The following is a 23,450-nucleotide window of genomic DNA, read 5'->3' as shown; positions in this document are numbered from 1 at the left end:
GGACCGGTTCGAGCACACTATGTGACCACAAGCGACTGACCGCGACTTACTGTGACAACGCCCAGCTCACAGCCTTGCTCGGTGCCCTAGCATCTGCCGCGTGCCGCGCCCTTCCGTACCACCCCCCGCACCTCACGCGCCCCCGTCGCCACCGTTGAGCGCCCTTCTGCGCCAGTACGCCGCCGGGTCCGCCCTCGCCTGCCAGCCCGTCGACCAAGGGCTGCTGAACCGCGGCTACCGCCTGTGCACCACCCGCGGCCGCTACTTCCTCAAGCATCACTTCGACCCCGACACCGCCGACCCGGCCGCGATCGAGCGCCGGCACCGGGCCACCCAGCGCCTGGCGGACCTGGGCGTCCCGGTGGCCCCGCCGCTGACCGGCCGCGACGGGCGCACCGTCGCCGTGGTCGGCGGCCACGCCTACGCCCTGCACCCCTGGATCGACGGCCGCCACCGCCACGGCGGCCAGCTGACCACCGGCCAGTGCGCACGTCTCGGCGGGCTCCTGGGGGCCGTACACGCCTGTCTGGAGCATGTGATGCCGCCGAAGGGGCGCACCCGCCCCGCGACGAGTCCCCATCCCGTGGAGAGCGCCGACCCGGACTCCACGTTCGCCCTGATCGACGATCTGCTCACCCGGGTGAGTCGGCACCGCCCCGCCGACTCCTTCGACGAACTGGCCCGGCATCGGTTGCTGGAACGGCGCGCCCTGCTGGAACGGCACGCGGACCGGCGGCCGCCGCGCGGGGCCTCGGTGGGCTGGGTGCACGGCGACTTCCATCCGTTCAACCTGCTCTACAAGGGCGACGCCCCGGCCGCGATCGTCGACTGGGACCGCCTGGGCGTGCAGCCCCGCGCCGAGGAGGCCGTACGCGCCGCCGCGATCTTCTTCGTCCGTCCGGTGGGCGCCCTGGACCTGCCGAAGGCGCGGGCCTACGCGCGCGCCTACCGCCGCTCGGCGGGCGCCACCCCCTCGGAGCTCGCCGCGGCCGTCCACCGGGTGTGGTGGGAGCGTCTGAACGACTTCTGGATGCTGCGCTGGCACTACGAGCGGGGCGACACCCGCGCGGATCCGCAGTTCCCGGCGGCCTCGGCGCTCGTGATGTGGTGGACCCGGGAGTACGACGCGGTGTGCGAGGCGTTCGCGGGGTGAGTGCCGGACGGCCCGACCGCGGGCCCCGGCGCGTGCGGACCGGTCCGCACGCGGGCCCGACGCGACGCGCGCGTGCACCCGGTCCTCGGGTCCACGCGCGCGTAGCCGGTTGCCGTCAGGCAGGCCGGAAGCGGGTCAGAAGCCGCCCGCCGCCCCGTCCGTGGCGCCGCCGGCGTCCGTGCCGCCGTCGGTCGGGACCGCGGGGGTGGACGGGTTCGATGCCGACTGCGTCGGGTCGCCCGTCGGGTCGTCGCCGGTGGTCGGGTCGTCGGTCGGCTCGTACGACGGCTCGCTGGAGGCGGTCGCGGACGGCGACCACGACGGCGTGTACGACGGCTTGTAGTGCGAGCCGTTGCCCTGGTCGTCGTTCGACGAGTTGTCCGAGGAGTCGTCGGCGGTGTCGTCGCTCGGGGTCTCGCTGGCCTTGTCGTCCACGGCGGAGTGCGAGACGGTCGGCGGCGGCGTGGTGCCGGAGCCGGTTCCGGTGCCGCCACCGGAGTACTGCGCCAGTGCGACGCCCGCCGCGACGGCGATCACCGCGAGGACGGCGAGGATCCACAGCTTGCCGCGGCCGCTGCCCCGGTTGCCGTGCCCCTCGAAACCGCCGTCGTCACCGCTGCCGTACCCGGGCGGCAGGATCGGCTGCGGGATCATCGTGGTGCCGGAGCCGTCGCCGCCGTGCGGCAGCACGGTCGTGTTCGCGTATCCGGCCGACGGGACGTGCCGGCCGTCGTGCGCCTGTACCGGGCCGGTGTTCCAGGTGCCGGTGTGGCTGCCCTGGTCGTACAGCATCTGGAGGCCGTACTGGACCAGGCCGCGCATCTCCTCCGCCGTCTGGAACCGGTCGTCGGGGTCCTTGGCGAGCGAGCGCATGACGAGCCCGTCGAGCTCCGGCGGCGCGGCGTCGGCGTGCTCGGACGGCGGCGTAGGGATGTCCTGGACGTGCTGGTAGACCACCGACAGCGGGGTCTCGCCGATGAACGGCGGACGCAGCGCGAGGAGTTCGTACAGCAGGCAGCCCGTCGCGTACAGGTCGGAGCGGTAGTCGACGGCCTTGCCCAGCGCCTGCTCGGGGGAGAGGTACTGCGGGGTGCCCATGACCATGCCGGTCTGCGTCATCGTCGTCGACGCCCCGTGCAGGGCGCGGGCGATGCCGAAGTCCATCACCTTCACGGCGCCGTTGTCGGTGATGATGACGTTCGCCGGCTTGATGTCACGGTGCACGATGCCGTGCTGGTGCGAGTAGGCGAGCGCCTCCAGCACCCCGGAGACGATGATCAGCGCCTGCTCGGGCCCCGGCGCCTCGGCGTCGATCAGCAGATCGCGGATGGTGCGGCCCTCGACCAGCTCCATCACGATGTACGGCACCGACTGGCCGCCCACGATGTCCTCGCCGGAGTCGTACACGGCGACGATCGCGTGGTGGTTCAGGCCGGCCACCGACTGCGCCTCACGCGTGAAGCGGGCCTTGGAGGTCGGGTCCTCGGCGAGGTCGGCGCGCAGCAGCTTGACGGCGACGGTGCGCCCGAGCCGTACGTCCTCGGCCGCGAACACCTCGGCCATTCCGCCCCGGCCCAGTCTGTGGGTGAGCCGGTACCGACCGTCCCCCACCAGTCCGCCGTTTCCCCACAACTCCGGCGCATCTGACATTCCGCCGCCAGTCGCCTCGGGGTCGGACGGGCCCTGGGCGCGCTGCTGCTGTGCCATCGGTCCTCGCCGTCGTTTCTGCCCGCGGTGCGCGCGGTGTTGTCACGGTCTCCGTCGGCCACGCTACAGCCTCGGCGCAAGCCTCCGGTCCGGGGCGACCCCCTCGATCGGCCGAGGACGGATCGGCCATCAAAGCCGTAGCACGCGCTGTCGCGCAAATCCTGTGCGCAGCCGGTTCGACACCTGTAACGCTTGCGCGACGCTTCTTTCGCGTACGGTCACGGAACGGGCACCGAGCTTGACGTGTCCGTGCCCTGGGGCAGACTTGGCCGAGAATGGGTCATTCGATCAACGACGGTCACGGCGCCGACGGCTATGGGGGAAAAGCGGAGATGAGCCAGGACGGGGCGAACGGCCGGTATGCGGGGCGGGCCCTCGCCGGCGGCCGCTATCAGCTGCGCGACTTGCTCGGCGAAGGCGGCATGGCCTCCGTGCACCTCGCCTACGACGCCGTGCTCGACCGTCAGGTCGCGGTGAAGACCCTGCACACCGAGCTGGGCCGGGAGCAGGCCTTCCGCGAGCGCTTCCGCCGCGAGGCCCAGGCCGTGGCCAAGCTCACCCACACCAACATCGTCTCCGTCTTCGACACCGGCGAGGACGACGTCGACGGGACGACGACCCCGTACATCGTCATGGAGTACGTCGAGGGCCGCCCGCTCGGGTCGGTCCTGGACGAGGACGTCCGCACGCTCGGCGCGATGCCCGCCGACAAGGCCCTGAAGGTCACCGCGGACGTGCTCGCGGCGCTGGAGATCAGCCACGAGATGGGGCTGGTCCACCGTGACATCAAGCCCGGCAACGTGATGGTGACCAAGCGCGGCGTCGTCAAGGTGATGGACTTCGGCATCGCCCGCGCCATGCAGTCCGGTGTCACCTCCATGACGCAGACCGGCATGGTCGTCGGCACCCCGCAGTACCTCTCCCCCGAGCAGGCCCTCGGCCGGGGCGTGGACGCGCGCAGCGACCTGTACTCGGTCGGCATCATGCTGTTCCAGCTGGTCACCGGGCGGCTGCCGTTCGAGGCGGACTCGCCGCTCGCGATCGCGTACGCGCATGTCCAGGAGGAGCCGGTGGCTCCCTCCTCGATCAACCGCGCGCTGCCGCCCGCGGTGGACGCGCTGATCGCCCGCGCGCTGAAGAAGAACCCGAACGAGCGCTTCCCGACCGCCGTCGCCATGCGCGACGAGTGCCTGCGGGTGGCGGCCTCCCTCCAGGCGGCCGCGCCGAGCATCGTCCCCGGGGCGCAGACGTCGAACGGGGCGGGTGTCAGTGCCGCGGTGTTCCCGCCGGTCGACCAGGCGGCTCCGGCGCCGTCCGGCCCGGTGCAGACGCCGTACCAGCCGACCCCGCCCGGCCCGTACGGCACCCCGGCGCCGACGCCGCCAGGTCCGGCTCCGGCTTACGGCTACCCGCAGCAGACGCACCCGACCCCCCAGGGGCACCAGGGCGGCTACGGGACGCCGGTGCCCGGGTACGGCGCACAGCACGGGCCGTCCACGCCGGCCCCGTACAACCTCACCCCGCAGACCGTGACCGCCAAGGCGCCCTCCGGCGGCGGCAACCGGTCGGTCGTCGTCGGGGCGATCCTCGTCTCGCTCGTCGCGGTGGGCGGTCTGCTCGTGGTCCTCAACATGAACGGCAACGGCGACGACAACGGAGGACAGGGCGGGAGCAGCACGAGCGCCTCGTCCTCGTCCTCGTCCTCGGCGTCGACCTCGGACGGCAAGGTGGCGGGCTATCGCGGCCCGGACACCTCGAAGACGATCGACCCGACGGAGTGCAGCGAGCCGCAGGAGTCGTACAACGACCCGGACAAGGTCCGGCTCCCCAACTTCCAGTTCAAGTACATCAAGTCGGTCAAGGAGTGCTTCCAGGCGGCCGGCTGGAAGTGGAAGATCACGGAAGTCGACGAGAACACCTACGGCGAGGGCTCGGTCCGGGACCAGTTCCCGCCGGCCGGCACGGACGTCGACCCCAAGGCGGTACCCGAGATCACGCTCACCGTCTCGACGGGCAACCCCCCGTCCTGACCCGCGTCCCAACCCGGGAGAAGCAACCGGCCCTGTTCCGGGACCATCGGGTCCGGAACAGGGCCGCGGCGTGCTTGCACGTCCGGTGATCTAGAGATACGGCCCGCCGGTGCGGCCGACCGTGCGCGGGTCCTCGATGCCCTCGTGGCTCGCGCCCGGCGGAAGGGCGCGGCGCATCTGCTCCAACTGGGCGCGGGCCGCCATCTGCTGGGCGAACAACGTGGTCTGGATCCCGTGGAAGAGGCCCTCCAGCCAGCCCACCAACTGAGCCTGCGCGATGCGCAGTTCCGCGTCGCTCGGGGTCACCTCGTCCGCGAACGGCAGGGACAGCCGCTCCAGTTCCTCGACGAGCTCCGGAGCCAGTCCGTCCTCCAGCTCCTTCACGGAGCTCGCGTGGATCTCCTTGAGCCGGACCCGGCTCGCCTCGTCCAGCGGAGCCGCACGCACCTCCTCGAGCAGCTGCTTGATCATGCTGCCGATCCGCATGACCTTCGCGGGCTGCTCCACCATCTCCGTCACCGGGATCTCGCGGGAGTCGTCATCCGCGTCCGTGCCACCGAGTGCCATGCCATCCTGACCCACGACCAGGATCTTCTGGGCGTTCTCCGGCGACCTTTCGTTGCTCGGCATCTCCATGCCGTCATTCTCTCGCACCGCCACACCCCGTCACGTCCCTCCCTCGGCCGAACCCGGAATGCCCGGATCATCCCGCCGTGTGACGCTGATTGCCTCGATCTTGACAATCCGACGACTGGGCACCGGGAGGGGGTCACCGACGTGACTCCAAGGCGGTACATATGGCGCACGGTGGGCGTGTGCGGACTGTGGGGACTGGCCTGTGGGCTGGTCGGCGGCGGACCGGCGTACGCGACGGACTGCGTCCGTCCCAGCGCGGCCTCGCCGGCTCCGGCCCCACCCATACCCGCGGCGCCGATACCCGAGGCGCCGATACCCGAGGCACCGGTCGCACCCGCCGCACCGACGTCCTCTCATACGTACTCGCATACGTACTCGCACACGTCTTCGCACGGCTCCGCGCACACCTCCGCGCATCACTCCGCGTCCGCGTCCGCGTCCCCGTCGGCCTCCGCGTCGAGCTCCGGCTCCGCTTCGGCCTCCGCCTCCGCGTCCGCCTCGGAACCCGAGCGGGCCGGCAGCCGGGCCGGTGAGGGGCGGCAACGGCCCGGAGGCCGGGACGACACGGCGGTGCGGATCGAGGGCGACGACCAGGACGCGCTGTATCCGGACGGCTCGGACGAGGACGCCGACGACGGTGCCTCCGCCGCCCCGGACGCCTCGGCGGCCGGCCGGCCCACCGGGGCGCCCCAGGAAGCCGGTCTGACACCCGCCACACCCTCCGGAGATCCCGCGCACCAGACCGTCGCGCGCACCGGGAGCGCCCCCGAACCCGTTCTTCAGATCCTGCCGCTCGGCAGCGGCCTGATGCTGATCGGGCTCGGCTTCGGCCTCGCGTTCGTGGCCCTGCGTCTGCGGCGCGGCTGAGCGCGCCGCCCGGACGTCCGGCGGAGCGGTCAGACCACGTGGTGCGGCGGAACCAGCAGCACCTTTCCGATGTGGCCGCTCTCCTCCACGACCCGGTGAGCGGCGGGTGCCTCGTCCATGGGGATCTCGCGGTCCACGACCGGTCGCACCCGGCCGGCCGAGATCAGCGGCCAGACGTGTTCGCGCACGGCCGCGACGATCGCCGTCTTCTCGGACAGCGGGCGGGCCCGCAGTGAGGTCGCGGCGATCGCGGCACGCTTGTTGAGGAGGGTGGCGATGTTCAGTTCGCCCTTGATGCCACCCTGCATGCCGATGATCGCCAGGCGGCCGTTGACGGCGAGCGCCTGGACGTTGCGGTCCAGGTACTTGGCGCCCATGTTGTCGAGGATGACGTCCGCGCCGGCGCCGCCCGTGGCCCGTTCGATCTCGGCGACGAAGTCCTGCTCCCGGTAGTTGATCAGGATGTCCGCGCCGAGTTCCGCGCAGCTGTCCAGCTTCTCCTTGCTGCCCGCGGTGACCGCGACCCTGGCCCCGACGGCCTTGGCGAGCTGGATCGCCATCGTGCCGATGCCGCTGGAACCGCCGTGCACGAGCAGCGTCTCGCCCGGACGGAGGTGGGCGATCATGAAGACGTTCGACCAGACCGTGCAGACCACCTCGGGCAGCGCCGCGGCCCGGCGCAGATCGACCCCCTCGGGCACGGGCAGCAGCTGGCCGGCCGGGACGACGACCTTCTCGGCGTAGCCGCCGCCCGCGAGCAGTGCGCAGACCTCGTCGCCGATGTTCCAGCCGGAGACGCCGGTGCCCATCGCGGCCACCCGGCCGGAGCACTCCAGGCCCGGGTACGGCGACGCCCCCGTCGGGGGGTTGTAGAGGCCCTGCCGCTGCATGATGTCGGCGCGGTTGACGGCGCTGGCCACCACCTCGACCAGCACCTCGCCCTCGCCCGGTACGGGATCGGGGACCTCGGCCCACACCAGTGCCTCGGGTCCGCCTGCTTCGGGAATCGTGATCGCATGCATGGAAGGGACGCTACTCCCGCCGCGTCTCCCGATCGCGCCGCCCCACGGGCCTCGGAGCGGCGCCGCTCAGGCCGGTGGGAGCGGCGGGACGCTCGGCGTGCCGGAGGCGCCCCGGGGGCCGTCCGGCGGCACCCGGACGATCGTGATCAGCCGGTCCGTCGGCTCCAGCAGGCCGACCGCGGGGTCGTCGTAACCGAGGAGGCGGTGTCCCCGTACGACGCTGACCACCAGGTCGTCGGTCTCGCGCGGGCCGCGCCCCGCCTCGGCCTTGGTGACGGGCCGTTCGACGAGATCGAGTCCGGCGCCCTGCTGGATGAGGTCCTCCATGACCCGCCCGGCGGAGGGGCTGAGCACGGACAGGCCCAGCAGCCGGCCGGCCGCACCGGCGCTGGTGATGACCTCGTCGGCACCGGACTGCTTCAGCAGCGGGGCGTTCTCCTCCTCGCGCACGGCGGCCACGATCTTCGCCGTACGGTTGAGCTGCCGAGCCGTCAGGACCACCAGGACGGCCGTGTCGTCGCGCTGCGTGGCGATGATGATCCGGCCCGCCCGGTGCACCTCGGCCCGCCGCAGCACATCGCTGCGGGTCGCGTCCCCGACGATCCCCTCATAGCCCTCGGCCGTCGCGGCGGCGATCACCGTCGCGCTGGGGTCGATCACCACGACCTGGCTCTGCTTCAGGCCGGACGCACAGGCGGACCGGATCGCGGACCGGCCCTTCGTGCCGAAGCCGACGACGACAATATGGTCGCGCAAGGTGGGCCTCCGATGGTGATGCACCGCGACGGGCGCGCCGCGGCGGACGTGTTGCTCGTGACGTGTACGCCCGTGTCGGCCACCATGGTGCCGACTTTCCGGATCACCGCCACAGGGGGCACGCGATGAACGACCAGCGACAACCGCCATACCGGACGAAAAGGCTCTCCCTTCTGCGTTCCGTCTGGTACCGGACCAGCACCGAGGCGCGTGACGACGCCGAGGCGGGCCGGTCCATCTCCATGCCGACCCAGAGCGCCACACCTCCCTTGCAGCAGGTGCTGCGCCGCCTGGCCCTGGCCCTGCTGGTGCTGGCCGTCACCACGCTGGTGGTCTACGTCGACCGGGCCGGCTACCACGACAGCGCCGACGAATCGGTCGACTTCCTGGACTCCGCGTACTACGCCACAGTCACCCTCTCCACCACCGGCTACGGCGACATCACCCCGGTCAGCGACTCCGCCCGGCTCACCAACATCCTCGTCGTCACGCCCCTGCGCGTGCTGTTCCTGATCATCCTGGTCGGCACCACCCTGGAGGTCCTGACCGAGCGCACCCGCCAGCAGGTCCGCATCCACCGCTGGCGGGCCCGGACCCGCGACCACGTCGTGGTCATCGGTTACGGGACCAAGGGCCGTCACGCCGTTCAGACACTGGTCGGACAGGGCATCGCCAAGGACCGGATCGTCGTCGTGGACGCCCAGCACAAGGTCGCCGACCTCGCCGGGGAGGACGGACTGGTGTCCGTGACGGGGGACGCCACCCGCTCCGAGACCCTGCTCAAGGCCGAGGTCCAGAACGCCGCACGGGTGATCGTGGCCCCGCAGCGCGACGACACGGCCGCCCTGGTCGCCCTGACCGCCCGGCAGCTGAACCGGCGCGCCACGATCGTCGCCGCCGTCCGGGAGGACGAGAACGCGCCCCTGCTCAAGCAGAGCGGTGCGGACACCGTCATCACCAGCTCCAGCTCGGCGGGCAGGCTGCTCGGGGTGTCCATGGTGAGCCCGTCGGTGGCCCGGACCCTGGAGGACCTGATGACTCTCGGCAGCGGCCTGGACCTGATCGAGCGTCCCGTCCTGGACGACGAGGTGGGCCGTGCCCCCCGCGACAGCGCGGACCTGGTCGTCGCCGTCGTACGCGGCGGGCAGCTGCTGGACTACAGCGACGCCCGGCTGACGGACATGCGCGCGGGCGACCACGTCATCGTCGTGAGCCGGGCCGTCCCCACCCCTGCGCTCTGACGGCGCCGCGGGTGGGGACGTTTCACGTGAAACAGGCGGCAACGCCGGCGCTAGCCCACGGCAGGTCGAGCAGGTCCGCCTCCTGATCCCGCCGGACACCGCCCGGCGGTACGACCGCGAGGGCGTCGGCCGCCGCGATGCCCCGCAGCATCGCCGGGCCGTTGTAGTGCAACGGCAGGGCACGGTCGCCGCGCAGCACGACGGGGACGAGCCGGGTGTCGTGCGGATGCCCGTGCGCCTCCTCCTGGAGGGGCATCGCATACGGCTCCGGAGCGGGACGCGCGGCCAGCACCCGCAGCAGCGGCTCGGCAAGGGTGAGCAGGCCGGAGACGGCCGCGAGCGGGTTGCCGGGCAGGCCGACGAGGTGCTGGTCGCTCTGCATCCGGGCCAGCAGCATGGGATGGCCCGGACGCACCTCGACGCCGTCGACCAGGAGCTCGGCACCGAGCCGGTCGAGCGTGGGGTGGAGGTGGTCGACGGGACCCGCGGCGGTGCCGCCGGTGGTCACGATCACGTCCGCGTCGGAGGTCGCGAGGGTCTTGCCCAAAGCCTTCGGGTCGTCTCCCAGATGGCGGACGGCGCCGACCTCGGCGCCCAGGGCGCGCAGCCAGGGCGGCAGCATCGGGCCCAGTGCGTCCCTGATCAGACCGTCGTGCGGCCGGCCCTCGGTGAGCAGTTCGTCGCCGAGGACGAGGACGTCGACGCGGGGGCGGGGGACCACGCTGAGGGTGTCGTACCCGGCCGCCGCGGCGAGGCCGAGCACGGCCGGGGTCACCAGGGTGCCGGTGGGGAGCAACTGGTCGCCGCTGCGGCACTCCTGACCGCGCGGGCGGATGTCCTGCCCGTGCGGGAGCTCACGGGTGGCGTAGAGCCGGGCCTTGTCGTCCGTGCGGCCGTGCTCGCTGCGCAGTACCGCGGTCGTGTCCGACGGGACGCGGGCGCCGGTGGCGATCCGGACGGCCTGGCCGTCACCCAGGGTCCCGGGGTCCGCCTGTCCCGCCAGTATCCCTTCGTCCCGTACGTCCCAGGGGCCGGGCCCTGCGACCGCCCAGCCGTCCATGGCCGAGGTGTCGAAGGAGGGGAGGTCGGTGAGGGCCGCGAGCGGTGCGGCCAGGACGAGGCCGAGGGCGCCGTCGAGCAGGACGGAGACGGGGGTGCGGCGAGCGGCAGCGCGCCGGGCGGCGCGCTCGGCGATCGCGCGTGCCTCCGGCCAGGGGGTGGCCTTGTGGTGGCGGTCCTGCGATGCGTGGACGGCCTCCCCGCGCTCGCCGGTCGCCTTCGGGGCGGTCACGGGACGCGGGGCGGCCGGGGCGGGGCCCCTGTTCTCGTTCACGAGCGCGAGCACCTCCTCGACGTCGAGATCCTCCGGGTCCCGGACACTCTCGGCGCCCGGCCCGGCCGGGGTCCGACGGGCGGTCACCCGGCGTCCGGGCGGGCGTCCGAAGCGGCGGCGGGGTCCGGAGCCGGGTCGGCGGGCTTGCCCCCGGCGGGGTCCTCCTGCGCCCAGCGCAGCGCCAGTGCGGCCGCCTTGCGGGCGGCCTCCGCGACCGCCTCGGGGCCGCCCTCGGCCCGTGCGGCCGCGTAGCCGACCAGGAAGGTGGTCAGCGGCGCCGCGGGCCGTGCGACACCATGGGCGGCGTCCCTGGCGAGGTCGAGCAGAACGCCGGTGTCGACGTCCAGCTCGATGCCCAGTTCGTCCTTGACCGCGGAAATCCATTCATCCAACACGTGCCCATGCTCCCTGATGCGTGACCTGGCGGTGGCGATGTCGTCCCAGGTGTCGCAGTCGAAAGAGGCGACCGGGTCCGGGACACGGGTGAGGTCGAGACCGGCGGTCAGCCGACGCAGCGGCAGCCCGACGAGACCGCCCCGGCCGTCGCGGTCGCTGCGGCCGTCGTGGCCCCCGTGGCCGTCGGCGAGCGCGCGCAGACCGTCGCGCAGCGCCTGGACGCGGTAGGCGGCCACCAGCGGCTGCTCGCGGCCGTCGGCATCGGTGAGCAGCGCGCCGTCCGCACCCGAGGACCGCAGGGCGCGCAGCAGCAGCCGTACCGTTCCCGGCGCGAGGAACGGCAGGTCGGCGGAGAGCACCAGGACGTGTTCCGCCGTGGTGTGCCCGAGCCCGGCGTCGAGCGCGGCGACGGGTCCCGCGCCGGGCGGGTCCTCGCGCGCCCACCGCACGGGCCGGACGGTGGGCCTGGGGTCGGCCACGACGACGGTCGTCCGCGCGTCGGCACAGGCGCCGAGCACGCGGTCGAGCAGCGTCCGCCCGCCCACCCGCACGCCGGGCTTGTCCGCGCCGCCGAGCCGCCGGGCGCCGCCCCCGGCGAGCACCACGGCGTCGTACGCCGCGCCGTCGCCGGGGTCACCCGGGTCTGCCGGGGCGCCGAGGGGCTCGTAGTCGGTCACGCACCGAGTATGCGCGCCGCGGCGATCACAAGGAACGGAGCAGTACCGCCGGCTGTTCCACGCAGTCCGCCACATGGCGCAGGAACCCGCCCGCCGTCCCGCCGTCGCACACCCGGTGGTCGAAGGTGAGCGAGAGCTGGACGACCTGCCGGACCGCGAGTTCGCCCTCGTGCACCCAGGGCCTGGGGACGATACGGCCGACACCGAGCATGGCCGCCTCGGGATGGTTGATGATCGGCGTGGAACCGTCGACCCCGAACACCCCGTAGTTGTTGAGGGTGAAGGTCCCGCCGGTCAGGTCACCGGGGGTCAGCGTGCCGGTGCGGGCCGCCTCGGTCAGCCGGGCGAACTGCTCGGTGAGTCCCTCCGCGTCCTGTGCGTGCGCGTCCCGGACCACGGGGACGACCAGCCCGCGCTCGGTCTGCGCGGCGAAGCCCAGGTGCACCCGGTCGAGCCGGACGATCTCCCTGGCGTCCAGGTCGACGGTGGAGTTGAGCTCCGGATACCGGGCCAGGGCCGCGGTGCAGATCCGGGCCAGCAGCGCGATGAGGGAGATCTTCGGTCCTCCGGCCGCGTTCATGGCGGCCCGGGCCCGCATCAGCTCCGTCGCGTCGGCGTCCACCCAGCAGGTCGCGTCCGGGATCTCGCGCCGGCTGCGGGACAGCTTGTCGGCGACGGCGCCCCGGATGCCCTTGAGAGGGACGCGGGTCTCGCCGGACCCGGGGGTCGCGGCGGTCGCGGCGAGGGACGGCTGCGCGGCCGTCGACGGCACCCGCAGGTGCGCCGCGGCGGAGGGTTCGGCCGGCCGCTGCGGGGCGGTGGCCGCCTTCAGCGCGTACTCGACGTCCGCCCGCAGGATCAGCCCGTCCGGCCCGGAGCCGGTCAGCTCACGCAGATCCAGCCCGTTCTCCCGCGCGAGCCTGCGCACGAGGGGCGAGATCACGGGCACGGGCCCGTCGGAGAGCGACCCGGCCACGGACGAACCGGTCGCGGACGAACCCGCCACGGACTCGCGCCCCGCGGCCACGGCCTCGGCGGAAGCGAGCCGCCCGGCGGAGGCCACGGCCCCTGCGGAGGCAGGCTGCCCGGCGGAGGTCAGGGGACCTGCGGAAGACACCGGCCGGTCCGCGGGACGCACCCGCCTGCGTCGCGCCGGAGCCGCTCCCGTCCCATATCCGACCAGGACGTTGCCGGAGCCCGTGTCCTCGTCGGCGACGGCCGGTCCACCGACCGCGACCGTCAGCAGGGGTGCCCCGACTGGCAGTTCGGTGCCCTCGTCGCCGAAGCGGGCGGTGACCACACCGCCGTAGGGGCAGGGCACCTCGACCATCGCCTTGGCCGTCTCGACCTCGACGACCGGCTGGTCGATGGCGACGACGTCGCCGACCTGCACCAGCCAGCGCACGATCTCCGCCTCGGTGAGCCCCTCGCCGAGGTCGGGGAGCTTGAACTCCAGCACCTGTGCCATCAGTTGTCCGCCTCCCATTGCAGACGCGCCACGGCGTCCAGGATCCGGTCCACGCCGGGCAGGTGGTGACGCTCCAGCATCGGCGGCGGGTACGGGATGTCGAATCCCGCGACGCGCAGCACCGGTGCCTCCAGGTGGTGGAAGCAGCGTTCCGTGACCCGGGCGGCGATCTCCCCGCCGGGGCCGCCGAAGCCGCCCGACTCGTGCACGACGACCGCCCGTCCGGTGCGTCGCACCGAGGCGCAGACCGTCTCGTCGTCGAACGGCACCAGGGAGCGCAGGTCGACGACTTCGAGGTCCCAGCCCTCCGCCCGGGCCGCCTCGGCGGCTTCGAGGCAGACGGGCACCGACGGACCGTAGGTGATGAGCGTGGCACTGCGGCCCGTGCGCCGCACCACGGCGCGGCCGATCGGCTCGACCGTCCCCGGGTCCTCCGGGTTCCAGGTGTCCTTCGACCAGTACAGGCGCTTGGGTTCGAGGAAGACGACCGGATCGTCGGAGGCGATGGACGCGCGCAGCAGCCCGTAGGCGTCGGCGACCGTCGCGGGCGTGACGACGTGAAGCCCCGGGGTCGCCATGTAGTACGCCTCGGAGGAGTCGCTGTGGTGCTCGACACCGCCGATGCCGCCGCCGTAGGGGACCCGGATGGTGATCGGCAGCGGCATCCTGCCGCCGGTGCGGTTGCGCATCCGGGCGACATGGCTGATGAGCTGCTCGAACGCCGGGTAGGCGAACGCGTCGAACTGCATCTCGACGACCGGGCGCAGCCCGTACATCGCCATGCCGACGGCCGTGCCGAGGATGCCGGCCTCGGCCAGCGGGGTGTCCGTGCAGCGGTCCTCGCCGAACTCCTTGGCGAGACCGTCGGTGACGCGGAAGACACCGCCGAGGGTGCCGACGTCCTCACCCAGGACGTGCACCGCGGGGTCGGCGGCCATGGCGTCGCGCAGGGCCCGCGTGAGGGCCTGCGCCATGGTGGCCGGCTTGACGGCGACCGTGGTCATCGGTGGGTACCTTCCCGGTCGTCGTGCTCGGCCGCCAGTTCCGCCCGCAACAGGTCGCGCTGCTCGCGCAGTTGCGGGGTGGGTTCGGCGTACACGTGGGCGAACAGGTCCATGGGGTCGAGCACCGGGTCCTGGTTCATGCGTTCGCGCAGGTCGGCGGCCATCGCCTCGGCGTCGTCGCGGACCGCGCGGATGCCGTCCTCGTCGAGCAGGCCGCGCTCGGTCAGCTCGCGCTCCAGCAGCACGACCGGGTCGTGCGCCCGCCAGGTCTCGACCTCGTCGGCGGCGCGGTAGCGGGTCGCGTCGTCGGCGTTGGTGTGGGCGTCGATGCGGTACGTGATCGCCTCGATGAGGGTGGGGCCGCCGCCCTGGCGCGCACGGTCCACGGCCTCGCCGAGGACCTCGTGCACCGCGGCCGCGTCGTTGCCGTCCACCAGGCGGCCCGGCATGCCGTACCCGACGGCCTTGTGGGCCAGGGAGGGCGCGGCGGTCTGCTTGGCCAGCGGGACGGAGATCGCGAAGCCGTTGTTCTGGACGAGGAAGACGACCGGGGCCTGCCAGACGGCGGCGAAGTTCAGGGCCTCGTGGAAGTCGCCCTCGCTGGTGCCGCCGTCGCCGACCATGGCGAGCGCGACCACGTCGTCGCCCTTGAGGCGGGCCGCGTGGGCCAGACCGACGGCGTGCGGGAGCTGGGTGGCGAGCGGGGTGCACAGGGGCGCGACCCGGTGCTCGTAGGGGTCGTAGCCGGTGTGCCGGTCACCGCGCAGCAGGGTGAGCGCCTGCACCGGGTCCACCCCGCGCACGACGGCGGCCAGGGTGTCGCGGTAGCTGGGGAAGAGCCAGTCCCGCTCCTGAAGGGCGAGCGCGGCGGCGACCTCGCTCGCCTCCTGCCCGGTGGTGGAGGGGTAGACGGCGAGTCGGCCCTGCTTGGTGAGGGCGGTGGCCTGCGCGTTGTACCGGCGGCCGCGCACCACGTGCGCGTACAGCCGCCGCAGCAGCTCCGGGTCGGCCTTGGCGGCGGCCGGCGTGCCGAGGACGCGGTAGGGCTCCGCGTCGGGCAGCAGCGGCGCGGGATCGGTCCTGGGCTGCCAGGCGGGCGGCGGTGTCGGGCGGTACCCGCCCCGCTGCTCCATCACCGTCATGACGGCACCTCCTCGTGGGAGTGGCTACGGGAGGCGTGTCGGCTGTGACCCGCCCCACCTACCGATTGTTCGGTCGTCGGCACATTTTGGCTACATGCGCCCCCAGGCTGTGGACAAACGGTTCTCCACAACCTGAGATGGACGCAGTACGTCCATGAGGGAGAGGCGGGGGGACATGTCACCTGAACAAATGGCCGAGCGCCCGGAGGACCGCACCGCCCTGCCGCCCCCGCGTCCGCTGGACGCCATCGACCAGGACATCCTCCAGATGCTCCAGACCGACGGCCGCGCGTCGATCCGGTCGGTCGCCGAGCGGGTGCACGTCTCGCGCGCGAACGCCTACGCGCGGATCAACCGCCTGGTCGAGGACGGCGTCATACGGGGCTTCGGGGCCCGCGTGGACCATGAGCGGGCGGGCCAGGGCACATCCGCGTACATCACGCTGAAGATCGTGCAGAACTCCTGGCGGACGGTGCGCGAGCAGCTCAGACTGCTGCCCGGGGCGTCCCACATCGCGCTGGTGGGCGGCGACTTCGACGTGCTGCTGCTGGTGCACACCCCCGACAACCGGGCGCTGCGCGAGGTGGTCCTCACCCGGCTCCAGGCGATCCCCGAGGTGCTCAGCACCCGCACGCTGCTCGTGTTCGAGGAGGAGGACCTGGAGCCCCAGGGGTGAGTCGCCGGGGCGGCTCGCGACGATGCCCCACCGCGTCGCCGGAGCCCGGCGCCCGGAGCCCCGGGGACGAGCCGGCGCGCCGCCCGGCCCGGAGCCGTCCGCCGCGTCACTCGGCCTTGCGCAGTCCCCCGAAGACCAGCCGCACCACCGCGTCGGCCACGTCGCCCGCGGTCGTCCCGCCGCCGCCCGGCCGGTACCACTCGACGATCGAGTTGATCATTCCGAAGACGAGCCGCGTCGCGAGCCGCCCCTCCATGTCGACGCGCACGTCCCCCTCGGCGGCCGCCGCCTTCAGCAGGTCGGCGACCCGGTGGTCGAAGTCGCGGCGGCGCTCCAGGGCCCACCGCTCGGTGCCGGTGTTGCCGCGCACCCGCAGCAGCAGCGTCACATAGGGCAGGTCGGATATCAGCACCTCGACCATGCGACGCACGACGTACTCCAGGCGCTCGACGGCCCGCCCCACGCGCGCGTGCTCCTCGTCGAGGATCCCGAACAATTCGTCCAGCGCCCTGCTGACGGCCCGCCGCAGCAGCTCCTCCTTGCCGGTGACGTGGTGGTAGATCGACGACTTGGAAATGCCGGCCGCCCTGGACAGGTGCTCCATGGACGTGCCGTCGTAACCGCGCTCGTTGAACACCTGGACGGCGACGGACAGCAGCGTCTCCGGGGTGTACGTGTCGCGCTTGGCGGTGGTCACGGGGTCCCCTCCCGCTTGTCGGTGGCGTACGCGTGGCGGTACAGCGCGAGGGAGGGCGCGTAGCGGCCGCAGGGGTCGCGCAGGTGCAGGTCGTCGAGGAGGGCGTACGCCCAGTTGCGGCCGAGCCTGCGGCTCCATTCGAACGGGCCGAGCGGGTAGTTGACCCCCAGGCGCATCGCGGTGTCGACGTCCTCCTCGGTGGCCACGCCCTTGCTCACGGCGTCGTGCGCCAGGTCGACGATCCGGGCCACCGTACGGGCGACGATCATGCCGGGCACGTCGCCGATGACGCTGACGTCCTTGCCGAGCGCCTGGAACAGGCCGGTGGCCTCGGCCAGCGTCGCCGGGGCGGTGTCCTGCGAGGCCGACAGGGCGATCCGGGTGGCCCTGCGGTAGTCGAGGGCGAGGTCGAAGTAGACGACGTCGCGGAACTCGACCGACGTCTGTCCGTCGGCGAGGGCCAGCTGGCCGCCGCTGGGCAGCACCAGTCGCGTGCCGTGGTCCTCGTCCTCCTCGCGGACCTGGATGCCCGCCTCGCGGATCAGCGCGACCAGCTCCGCGGCGGGGCCCAGGTCGCCCTCGACGACCACGTACGCGGGCGGCTGCGCCTTCTCCGCGGTGTGCGGCTCGGCGCGCTCCGCGCCGTCCCGGTGGTCGTACCAGCCCTGTCCGGTCTTGTGACCGAGCCGGCCCGACTCGACCAGCCTGCGCTGGGCCAGCGAGGGGGTGAACCGCGCGTCCTGGAAGAAGGCCTGCCACACGGAGTGCGTGACGGATTCGTTGACGTCCTGCCCGATCAGGTCGGTCAGCTCGAACGCGCCCATCCGGAAGCCGCCCGACTCGCGCAGGACCGCGTCGATGGTGGCCGGATCGGCGCCCTGCGCCTCGTAGACCGCGAACGCCTCGGCGTAGAACGGCCGGGCGATGCGGTTGACGATGAAGCCGGGGGTGTCCGCGCAGGCGACCGGGGTCTTCCCCCAGGCGCGGGCCGTCTCGTACGCGCGCGTGGCCGAGGTGACGTCGGTGGCGAACCCGGAGACCACCTCGACCAGCGGCAGCAGCGGCGCCGGGTTGAAGAAGTGCAGGCCCACGAAACGCCCGGGATTGCGCAGGGCGCCGCCGATCGCGGTCACCGACAGGGACGAGGTGTTGGTGGCGAGCAGACAGTCGTCGCCGACAACCGCCTCCAGGTCGCGCATCAGCTCCTGTTTGGCGTCCAGCCGCTCCAGGACCGCCTCGACGACCAGCGCGCAGTCCGCCAGGTCGGCGAGCTCCTCCGCGGGCCGCAGCCGGGCCCGCGCCGCGTCCCGGTCGGCGGCGCCCAGCCGGTCCTTCTCCACCAGCCGGTCGAGTCGGGCACCGATCGCTTCGGCGGCCGCCGACGCGCGTCCGGGGACGGCGTCGTACAGCCGTACGGTGTGGCCCGCGACCAGCGCGACCTGGGCGATGCCCTGGCCCATGGTGCCGGTGCCGACGACGGCCACGGGGCTGTTCAGGTCGATTGCTGTCATGTGCGCGATCCTCCCGCACGGGGTTTTCCACAGATGCGGCGGACCCCCTTGTCCCGACCGATCGTTCGGTTACTCTAACTCTGACTAGCTGTTCCTGCCCATGTTTCTGCCCAGGTCATGAGCTCGACGAAGAGTTCTTGAGACGAGGAGTTGGTCCCGCATGGCCGCCGAATCGACCGCCCACGAGCTGATCGCCAAGCACCGGCCCACCCTCGACCAGGCGCTGGAGGCCATCCGCACCCGCGCGTACTGGTCCCCGCACCCCGAACACCCCAAGGCCTACGGCGAGAACGGCAGTCTGGACGCCGCGGCGGGCAAGGCCGCCTTCGACGCCGTCCTGAACACCCGCCTCGACCTCGGCCAGCCCGGCACCGACGACTGGGTCGGCGGGGAGATCTCCCCGTACGGCGTCGAGCTGGGCGTCACCTACCCGCACGCGGACGTGGACGTCCTGCTGCCCGCCATGAAGGCCGGCCAGGGAGCCTGGCGGGACGCGGGCGCGGAGCTGCGCGCCGCGGTCTGCCTGGAGATCCTCAAGCGGATCAGCGACCGGACGCACGAGTTCGCGCACGCGGTCATGCACACCAGCGGCCAGGCCTTCATGATGGCGCTCCAGGCGGGCGGCCCGCACGCGCAGGACCGCGGCCTGGAGGCGGTGGCCTACGCGTACGTGGAGCAGGTCCGCACCCCGGACACCGCGGAGTGGACCAAGCCCCAGGGCAAGCGCGACCCGCTCGCGCTCAGCAAGCAGTTCACCGCGGTCCCGCGCGGCATCGCCCTGATGATCGGCTGCAACACCTTCCCGACCTGGAACGGCTACCCGGGCCTGTTCGCCTCCCTCGCCACCGGCAACGCGGTGCTGGTCAAGCCGCACCCGCGCGCGGTGCTGCCGCTCGCGCTCACCGTGCAGATCGCGCGCGAGGTGCTCACCGAGGCGGGCTTCGACCCGAACCTGGTCGCCCTGGCCGCCGAGCGGCCCGGCGAGGGCATCGCCAAGACCCTGGCCACCCGCCCCGAGATCCGCATCATCGACTACACCGGCTCCACCGCGTTCGGCGACTGGCTGGAGACCAACGCCCGCCAGGCGCAGGTCTACACGGAGAAGGCCGGCGTCAACACGGTGCTCGTCGAGTCCACCGACGACTACAAGGGCATGCTCTCCAACCTGGCCTTCTCGCTGTCGCTGTACAGCGGCCAGATGTGCACGACCCCGCAGAACCTGCTCATCCCCCGCGACGGCATCCGCACCGAGGACGGCCACCGGACCTTCGACGAGGTCGTCGCCGACCTCGCCCGGTCCGTGGACGGTCTCCTCGGTGACGACGCGCGCGCGAACGCCCTGCTCGGCGCCATCGTCAACCCGGACGTGAAGGCCCGCCTGGAGGCGGCCGCGGGGCTCGGCGAGGTCGCCCTCGCGTCCCGGCAGATCGACAACCCGGACTTCCCCGACGCGGTCGTCCGTACGCCCGTGATCGTGAAGCTCGACGGCGCCAAGCCGGACGACGAGGCCGCGTACATGAACGAGTGCTTCGGGCCCGTCTCCTTCGCCGTCGCCATGGACTCGGCGGCGGACGCGGTGGAGCTGCTGCGCCGGACGATCCGCGAGAAGGGCGCGATGACCGTCGGTGCCTACACCACGGACACCGAGGTCGAGTCGGCCGTGCAGGAGGTCTGCCTGGAGGAGGCCGCGCAGCTCTCGCTGAACCTCACCGGCGGGGTGTACGTCAACCAGACGGCCGCCTTCTCCGACTTCCACGGCTCCGGCGGCAACCCGGCGGCCAACGCGGCGCTCACCGACGGCGCTTTCGTCGCCAACCGGTTCCGGACGGTGGAGGTGCGGCGCCAGGCCTAGACCTGTGCGGGCCGGCGCGCCCATGGGGTGCGCCGGCGCGGGGCGGCGCGCTCAGCGGGTGCCGGGCGCGCCCCCGGTGAGACTCCAGTGGTACAGCGTCATGGCCACACTGGTCGCGAGGTTGTAGCTGGAGACCTGGGGGCGCATCGGCAGCGACAGCAGGTGGTCGGCCCGCGCGCGCAGGTCGGCGGAGAGGCCGCTGCGCTCCGAGCCGAAGGCCAGCACCGCGTCGTCCGGCAGCTTCAGCCCACGGATGTCCTCGCCCTCCGGGTCGAGGGCGAACAGCGGCCCCGGCGGCAGCTCGGGCACGGTCAGCCGCTCCACCGCGGTCGCGAAGTGCAGCCCCGCCCCGCCGCGCACCACCGTGGGATGCCAGGGGTCGAGCGTGCCGGTGGTGACCACACCGGTCGCCCCGAAACCGGCGGCGAGGCGGATCACCGCTCCCGCGTTGCCGAGGTTGCGCGGATCGTCGAGAACCACCACGGGAGCGGTACGCGGCGTCCGCCGCAACGCGCCCAGGTTCGCCTCACGGGCGGGCCGTACGGCCAGGGCGGCCACGGCGGTGGGATGCGGGCGGGGGACGAGCGAGGCGTACGTCGCCTGCGGGACCTCCGTCAGCAGCGCGTCCAGGGCGTCCCGTACGTCGGGGGCCAGCTCGGCCGCCAGTGCCAGCGCCGCCCGCCGGTCGGCGGTGACCGCCACCGGCACCCGTGCCCCGAAGCGCAGCGCGTGCTTGAGCGCGTGGAAGCCGTCGAGCAGCACGGCGGTGTCGGCGAGCCGGTGCCAGACGGACACCGGTCCGGGCCGGGCGCTCGCGGGTTCCGGACGGGCGCTGACGGGATCGGTCATGCCGTGAAGCCTACGCGGGGGCCCCGGCGGCCTCGGCGCCCTCGATCCCCTCGGCCTGCCCGCCGTCCCTGCCGTCCTCGGGGTCCTTGCCGGCCCCGCCGTCCCTGCTCTTCTCGTCCGCGTCGGCGCTGTGCCGGTCCCGCTGCGCCGGCAGGACGGGCCCGCCGCGCGGCAGCCGCCGCCCCCACGCGCGTGCCGTCCGGTCGCCCAGCCGGCGCAGGAACGACGTCGGCAGGAAGACCGCGTCCGCGGCGATCATCGCCAGCGAGAAGAACGGCAGTCCGAGCACCGTGGCGATCACCGCGTGCTCGGTCATCATCACCACCAGCAGGACGTTCTTGACCCGCCGGTTGAACAGCGTGAACGGGAAGGCGACCTGCACGATGACGGTCCCGTACGTCACGAGCATCACGATCGTGCCGCTGACGGACATCAGGTCGGCCAGCGCCGGCCAGGGCGAGAAGTAGTCCAGGTGCAGCGGGTAGTAGACCGCGGTGCCGTCCTGCCAGCGCGAGCCCTGGATCTTGTACCAGCCGGCCGTCGCGTAGATGAGACAGGCCTCGGCCATGATCACGAGCAGCGCGCCGTTGTGCACGATGTTGGCAACGACGTCGAGGAGCATCCGGGGCTCGGCCGACTTCGCGCGGCGCGTGACGGCCCACCACAGAGCCGACGCCGTCCACACCGTCCACAGCAGCACCGGCACGGTCGGATCGCCGCCCAGCCGCCCCGCGGCGGTCACCCCCACCAGCACCGCCCCGAGCGCCGCCCACAACAGCGGCCCGGTCCGGTCCACCACCCGCTCACCGCGCGCGCGTGCCTCCCGGTCGAGCCGGGCCCGCCGCGCGTCCAGCGACCACACCTGGCCGCAGCGCGTGAACACCAGGTAGATCGACATCAGGTGCAGGACGTTGTCGCCGCCGTCCCCCATGAAGACACTGCGGTTCTGGAGCGACAGCACGCCCACCATGAAGACCACGGACATCGCGCGCGTGCGCCAGCCCAGCAGCAGCAGCGCGGCGGCCAGCACGGCGAGCGCGTAGACGATCTCGAACCAGACCCGGCTGTCCGTCCACATCAGCGCCGTGAAGGCGCCGTTGAGCCCGATCAGCTGCTGGGCGAGGCCGAAGTCCCACGGGGCGTCGGGACCGTACATCTCGTGGCGGTGCGGGAACTCGCGCAGCAGGAACAGCAGCCAGGTCGCGCTGAAACCGATGCGGATCACGGCGGTCTGGTACGGGCCGAGGGCCGACCCGGTGACGCGGGCGATGCCGCCGGACACCGACAGGGCGATGCGGTTCACTTCGTGGCCCCCTCGGCCTCGTCGGCCGGGACCGACCACCAGGACAGCACCCGGTACATCGGCTTCAGCGAGATCCGCTCGCCGCTCCACGCGGGCGGGCGCACATTGGTGGTGGCGGAGCGGACCTGGACGCTGTCGACCGTGCCGCCCTGTCCGGCCGCGCCGTCCCGGTCCAGCCGCAGCTCGACGATACGGCGCAGATACGACTCGGAGAGGCTGCCGCGAAGTCCCACCGGCCGGTTGTCGGCGTCGTGCGTCGCCGTGAAGAAGTCCCAGGCCCGGCGGAGCTCGTTCTGGTCGACATGGCTCGGGAGCGGATTGCCGTCGATGGCCCGCCCGTCCTCGGCGGACAGGTCGTACCAGTCGGTGGTGCGGATCTCACCGGCCGCCGTACGGACCCGGGCGCGGGCCTGGACCGCGATGTTCTGCTGGAGCGGATTGGGCGCGAACAGCTTCCAGTTCTGCTCGAACTCCGGGTAGATCCACTCCTCGATCGCCTTGCCGTGCTTCTTGGTGACCGTGTTCGACGGGGCGACGTGCATGAACACCATGCCGAGGTGCACGCAGACGGTGACCGCGACGACGGCGAGCGCCAGGGCGGCGGCTATCTGGTAGCGGGGCGAGAGCGCGGCGACATCGGTACGCGGCTCGGGCGGCGGCCCGATCGTCACGTCGCCCGGTTCCGTCACGCGCTCCGGTTCCGTCGGCTCGACGGGGTCGGCGTGCTCCGGTTCCGTCGGCTCGGCGGGGTCGGCGTGCTCCGGTTCCGTCGGCTCGCGCCCGGCGGCCGTCGCCGCATCCGTCTCCTCGGTCCCGCGCACGGTCACCCCGGTCCCCTGCGCAGGTGGGGTGCCCGGCTCGGGCGAGGCGCTCCCGCCACCGCCGGCCGCGTCCCTTGCGCCGTACGCATCCATTCCGCCCCGTTCCCCGATCCCCGTCCGTGTTCCGGCTCCCGGCCGCAGGGCACCGTACCGCCCGCGCGCACCGCCCCACGGCGGTCGCACGCGAACGTTACTCAGGCCCGCCCGCACCGCACAGCCCCGTACGACCCGTCGCGGGCTCCGTACGCCCGCGCACCGTCGGTCGGTCGAACAGACGGGTGGTCGGGCCGGTCGGCGACGCCGAGGGTC

The 23,450-nt window shown here is 73.0% G+C and carries 20 protein-coding genes and 1 pseudogene; 6 read left to right on the top strand and 15 right to left on the bottom strand.

The genetic code is table 11. The features are described from left to right. Positions 1–154 precede the first annotated feature (154 nt). On the top strand, positions 155–1,153 hold the full coding sequence (locus tag FNH09_RS04740) for a phosphotransferase (protein ID WP_152885450.1): 999 nt from the start codon (positions 155–157) through the stop codon (positions 1,151–1,153). Between the two features lie 135 nt (positions 1,154–1,288). Here FNH09_RS04740 and FNH09_RS04735 read toward each other — a convergent pair whose 3' ends face one another. Then, positions 1,289–2,860, bottom strand: a complete 1,572-nt coding sequence (locus FNH09_RS04735; protein ID WP_152885449.1) for a protein kinase domain-containing protein — start codon at positions 2,858–2,860, stop codon at positions 1,289–1,291. Between the two features lie 332 nt (positions 2,861–3,192). Here FNH09_RS04735 and FNH09_RS04730 point away from each other — a divergent pair, with 332 nt between their 5' ends. Continuing rightward, positions 3,193–4,890 (top strand): protein kinase domain-containing protein, encoded by a 1,698-nt coding sequence (locus FNH09_RS04730; RefSeq protein ID WP_152885483.1) that lies wholly within the window; start codon positions 3,193–3,195, stop codon positions 4,888–4,890. Between the two features lie 90 nt (positions 4,891–4,980). Here the strand turns inward: FNH09_RS04730 and FNH09_RS04725 are convergent, their stop codons facing one another. Next, positions 4,981–5,526 carry a bacterial proteasome activator family protein gene (locus FNH09_RS04725; RefSeq protein ID WP_152885448.1) on the bottom strand — a complete coding sequence of 182 codons (546 nt, stop codon included), beginning with the start codon at positions 5,524–5,526 and terminating at the stop codon, positions 4,981–4,983. 416 nt (positions 5,527–5,942) lie between these two features. Further along, positions 5,943–6,092 (bottom strand): hypothetical protein, encoded by a 150-nt coding sequence (locus FNH09_RS46600; RefSeq protein WP_156110799.1) that lies wholly within the window; start codon positions 6,090–6,092, stop codon positions 5,943–5,945. Between the two features lie 4 nt (positions 6,093–6,096). Here FNH09_RS46600 and FNH09_RS04720 point away from each other — a divergent pair, with 4 nt between their 5' ends. Further along, positions 6,097–6,393: a hypothetical protein gene (locus tag FNH09_RS04720; RefSeq protein WP_152885447.1), complete on the top strand. Its 297-nt coding sequence runs from the start codon at positions 6,097–6,099 to the stop codon at positions 6,391–6,393. Between the two features lie 29 nt (positions 6,394–6,422). Here FNH09_RS04720 and FNH09_RS04715 read toward each other — a convergent pair whose 3' ends face one another. Further along, positions 6,423–7,415: an NAD(P)H-quinone oxidoreductase gene (locus FNH09_RS04715; protein ID WP_152885446.1), complete on the bottom strand. Its 993-nt coding sequence runs from the start codon at positions 7,413–7,415 to the stop codon at positions 6,423–6,425. 66 nt (positions 7,416–7,481) lie between these two features. After that, positions 7,482–8,240, bottom strand: a pseudogene (locus FNH09_RS04710) (potassium channel family protein); the annotation flags it as partial. A gap of 56 nt (positions 8,241–8,296) precedes the next feature. Here FNH09_RS04710 and FNH09_RS04705 point away from each other — a divergent pair. After that, positions 8,297–9,412 (top strand): potassium channel family protein, encoded by a 1,116-nt coding sequence (locus FNH09_RS04705; RefSeq protein ID WP_202919591.1) that lies wholly within the window; start codon positions 8,297–8,299, stop codon positions 9,410–9,412. 22 nt (positions 9,413–9,434) lie between these two features. Here the strand turns inward: FNH09_RS04705 and FNH09_RS04700 are convergent, their stop codons facing one another. The 5 genes from FNH09_RS04700 to pdhA are packed head-to-tail and all read right to left on the bottom strand — an operon-like array spanning position 9,435 to position 15,432. Next, positions 9,435–10,832: a molybdopterin molybdotransferase MoeA gene (locus FNH09_RS04700; RefSeq protein WP_338017468.1), complete on the bottom strand. Its 1,398-nt coding sequence runs from the start codon at positions 10,830–10,832 to the stop codon at positions 9,435–9,437. Next, positions 10,829–11,818 (bottom strand): NTP transferase domain-containing protein, encoded by a 990-nt coding sequence (locus tag FNH09_RS49725; protein WP_338017467.1) that lies wholly within the window; start codon positions 11,816–11,818, stop codon positions 10,829–10,831. The genes FNH09_RS04700 and FNH09_RS49725 overlap by 4 nt, the downstream gene beginning before the upstream one ends. Before the next feature lie 25 nt (positions 11,819–11,843). Then, positions 11,844–13,286 (bottom strand): dihydrolipoamide acetyltransferase family protein, encoded by a 1,443-nt coding sequence (locus FNH09_RS04690; RefSeq protein WP_152885443.1) that lies wholly within the window; start codon positions 13,284–13,286, stop codon positions 11,844–11,846. After that, positions 13,286–14,290, bottom strand: a complete 1,005-nt coding sequence (locus FNH09_RS04685; RefSeq protein WP_152885442.1) for an alpha-ketoacid dehydrogenase subunit beta — start codon at positions 14,288–14,290, stop codon at positions 13,286–13,288. The genes FNH09_RS04690 and FNH09_RS04685 overlap by 1 nt, the downstream gene beginning before the upstream one ends. Further along, the gene (pdhA, locus tag FNH09_RS04680; RefSeq protein ID WP_152885441.1) at positions 14,287–15,432 is read right to left on the bottom strand and encodes a pyruvate dehydrogenase (acetyl-transferring) E1 component subunit alpha; all 1,146 of its coding nucleotides are present in this window, start codon (positions 15,430–15,432) and stop codon (positions 14,287–14,289) included. The genes FNH09_RS04685 and pdhA overlap by 4 nt, the downstream gene beginning before the upstream one ends. 175 nt (positions 15,433–15,607) lie before the next feature. On the opposite strand from pdhA, the gene FNH09_RS04675 reads away from it, so the two are divergent. After that, entirely contained in the window at positions 15,608–16,108 is a 501-nt protein-coding gene (locus FNH09_RS04675; protein ID WP_420802737.1) for an Lrp/AsnC family transcriptional regulator, read from the top strand. Positions 16,109–16,214: 106 nt separating this feature from the next. Here FNH09_RS04675 and FNH09_RS04670 read toward each other — a convergent pair whose 3' ends face one another. Together FNH09_RS04670 and FNH09_RS04665 are read right to left on the bottom strand one after the other, a co-directional pair. Beyond that, positions 16,215–16,805 (bottom strand): TetR-type transcription factor C-terminal domain-containing protein, encoded by a 591-nt coding sequence (locus tag FNH09_RS04670; RefSeq protein ID WP_162468115.1) that lies wholly within the window; start codon positions 16,803–16,805, stop codon positions 16,215–16,217. After that, entirely contained in the window at positions 16,802–18,316 is a 1,515-nt protein-coding gene (locus tag FNH09_RS04665) for a 3-hydroxyacyl-CoA dehydrogenase (protein WP_152885440.1), read from the bottom strand. Before FNH09_RS04665 ends, FNH09_RS04670 begins: the two co-directional genes overlap by 4 nt. A gap of 160 nt (positions 18,317–18,476) precedes the next feature. Between FNH09_RS04665 and paaN the strand changes: the two genes are divergently transcribed. Next, positions 18,477–20,168, top strand: a complete 1,692-nt coding sequence (gene paaN / locus FNH09_RS04660; protein WP_152885439.1) for a phenylacetic acid degradation protein PaaN — start codon at positions 18,477–18,479, stop codon at positions 20,166–20,168. A 51-nt stretch (positions 20,169–20,219) separates the two neighbouring features. Here the strand turns inward: paaN and FNH09_RS04655 are convergent, their stop codons facing one another. The 3 genes from FNH09_RS04655 to FNH09_RS04645 are packed head-to-tail and all read right to left on the bottom strand — an operon-like array spanning position 20,220 to position 23,234. Next, on the bottom strand, positions 20,220–21,017 hold the full coding sequence (locus FNH09_RS04655; protein WP_152885438.1) for a TrmH family RNA methyltransferase: 798 nt from the start codon (positions 21,015–21,017) through the stop codon (positions 20,220–20,222). Between the two features lie 10 nt (positions 21,018–21,027). Next, entirely contained in the window at positions 21,028–22,320 is a 1,293-nt protein-coding gene (locus tag FNH09_RS04650) for an HTTM domain-containing protein (protein WP_162468114.1), read from the bottom strand. Further along, positions 22,317–23,234, bottom strand: a complete 918-nt coding sequence (locus FNH09_RS04645) for a DUF5819 family protein (RefSeq protein ID WP_238426457.1) — start codon at positions 23,232–23,234, stop codon at positions 22,317–22,319. Before FNH09_RS04645 ends, FNH09_RS04650 begins: the two co-directional genes overlap by 4 nt. Positions 23,235–23,450: the final 216 nt, after the last annotated feature.

This window comes from Streptomyces adustus (genome assembly GCF_009377175.1).
In the GTDB taxonomy this organism is placed as follows: Bacteria; Actinomycetota; Actinomycetes; order Streptomycetales; family Streptomycetaceae; genus Streptomyces; species Streptomyces adustus.
Note: the sequence above shows the minus strand (reverse complement) of the source record. Positions and strands in the feature narration are given on the sequence as shown.

Bases quoted from the DNA above. Each gene is read 5' to 3' on its own strand.
- FNH09_RS04735 (WP_152885449.1), bottom strand. From the start codon at position 2,860: ATGGCACAGCAGCAGCGCGCCCAGGGCCCGTCCGACCCCGAGGCGACT.
- FNH09_RS04730 (WP_152885483.1), top strand. From the start codon at position 3,193: ATGAGCCAGGACGGGGCGAACGGCCGGTATGCGGGGCGGGCCCTCGCC.
- FNH09_RS04725 (WP_152885448.1), bottom strand. From the start codon at position 5,526: ATGGAGATGCCGAGCAACGAAAGGTCGCCGGAGAACGCCCAGAAGATC.
- FNH09_RS04715 (WP_152885446.1), bottom strand. From the start codon at position 7,415: ATGCATGCGATCACGATTCCCGAAGCAGGCGGACCCGAGGCACTGGTG.
- FNH09_RS04705 (WP_202919591.1), top strand. From the start codon at position 8,297: ATGAACGACCAGCGACAACCGCCATACCGGACGAAAAGGCTCTCCCTT.
- FNH09_RS04690 (WP_152885443.1), bottom strand. From the start codon at position 13,286: ATGGCACAGGTGCTGGAGTTCAAGCTCCCCGACCTCGGCGAGGGGCTC.
- FNH09_RS04685 (WP_152885442.1), bottom strand. From the start codon at position 14,290: ATGACCACGGTCGCCGTCAAGCCGGCCACCATGGCGCAGGCCCTCACG.
- pdhA (WP_152885441.1), bottom strand. From the start codon at position 15,432: ATGACGGTGATGGAGCAGCGGGGCGGGTACCGCCCGACACCGCCGCCC.
- FNH09_RS04675 (WP_420802737.1), top strand. From the start codon at position 15,608: ATGTCACCTGAACAAATGGCCGAGCGCCCGGAGGACCGCACCGCCCTG.
- FNH09_RS04665 (WP_152885440.1), bottom strand. From the start codon at position 18,316: ATGACAGCAATCGACCTGAACAGCCCCGTGGCCGTCGTCGGCACCGGC.
- paaN (WP_152885439.1), top strand. From the start codon at position 18,477: ATGGCCGCCGAATCGACCGCCCACGAGCTGATCGCCAAGCACCGGCCC.
- FNH09_RS04655 (WP_152885438.1), bottom strand. From the start codon at position 21,017: ATGACCGATCCCGTCAGCGCCCGTCCGGAACCCGCGAGCGCCCGGCCC.
- FNH09_RS04645 (WP_238426457.1), bottom strand. From the start codon at position 23,234: ATGGATGCGTACGGCGCAAGGGACGCGGCCGGCGGTGGCGGGAGCGCC.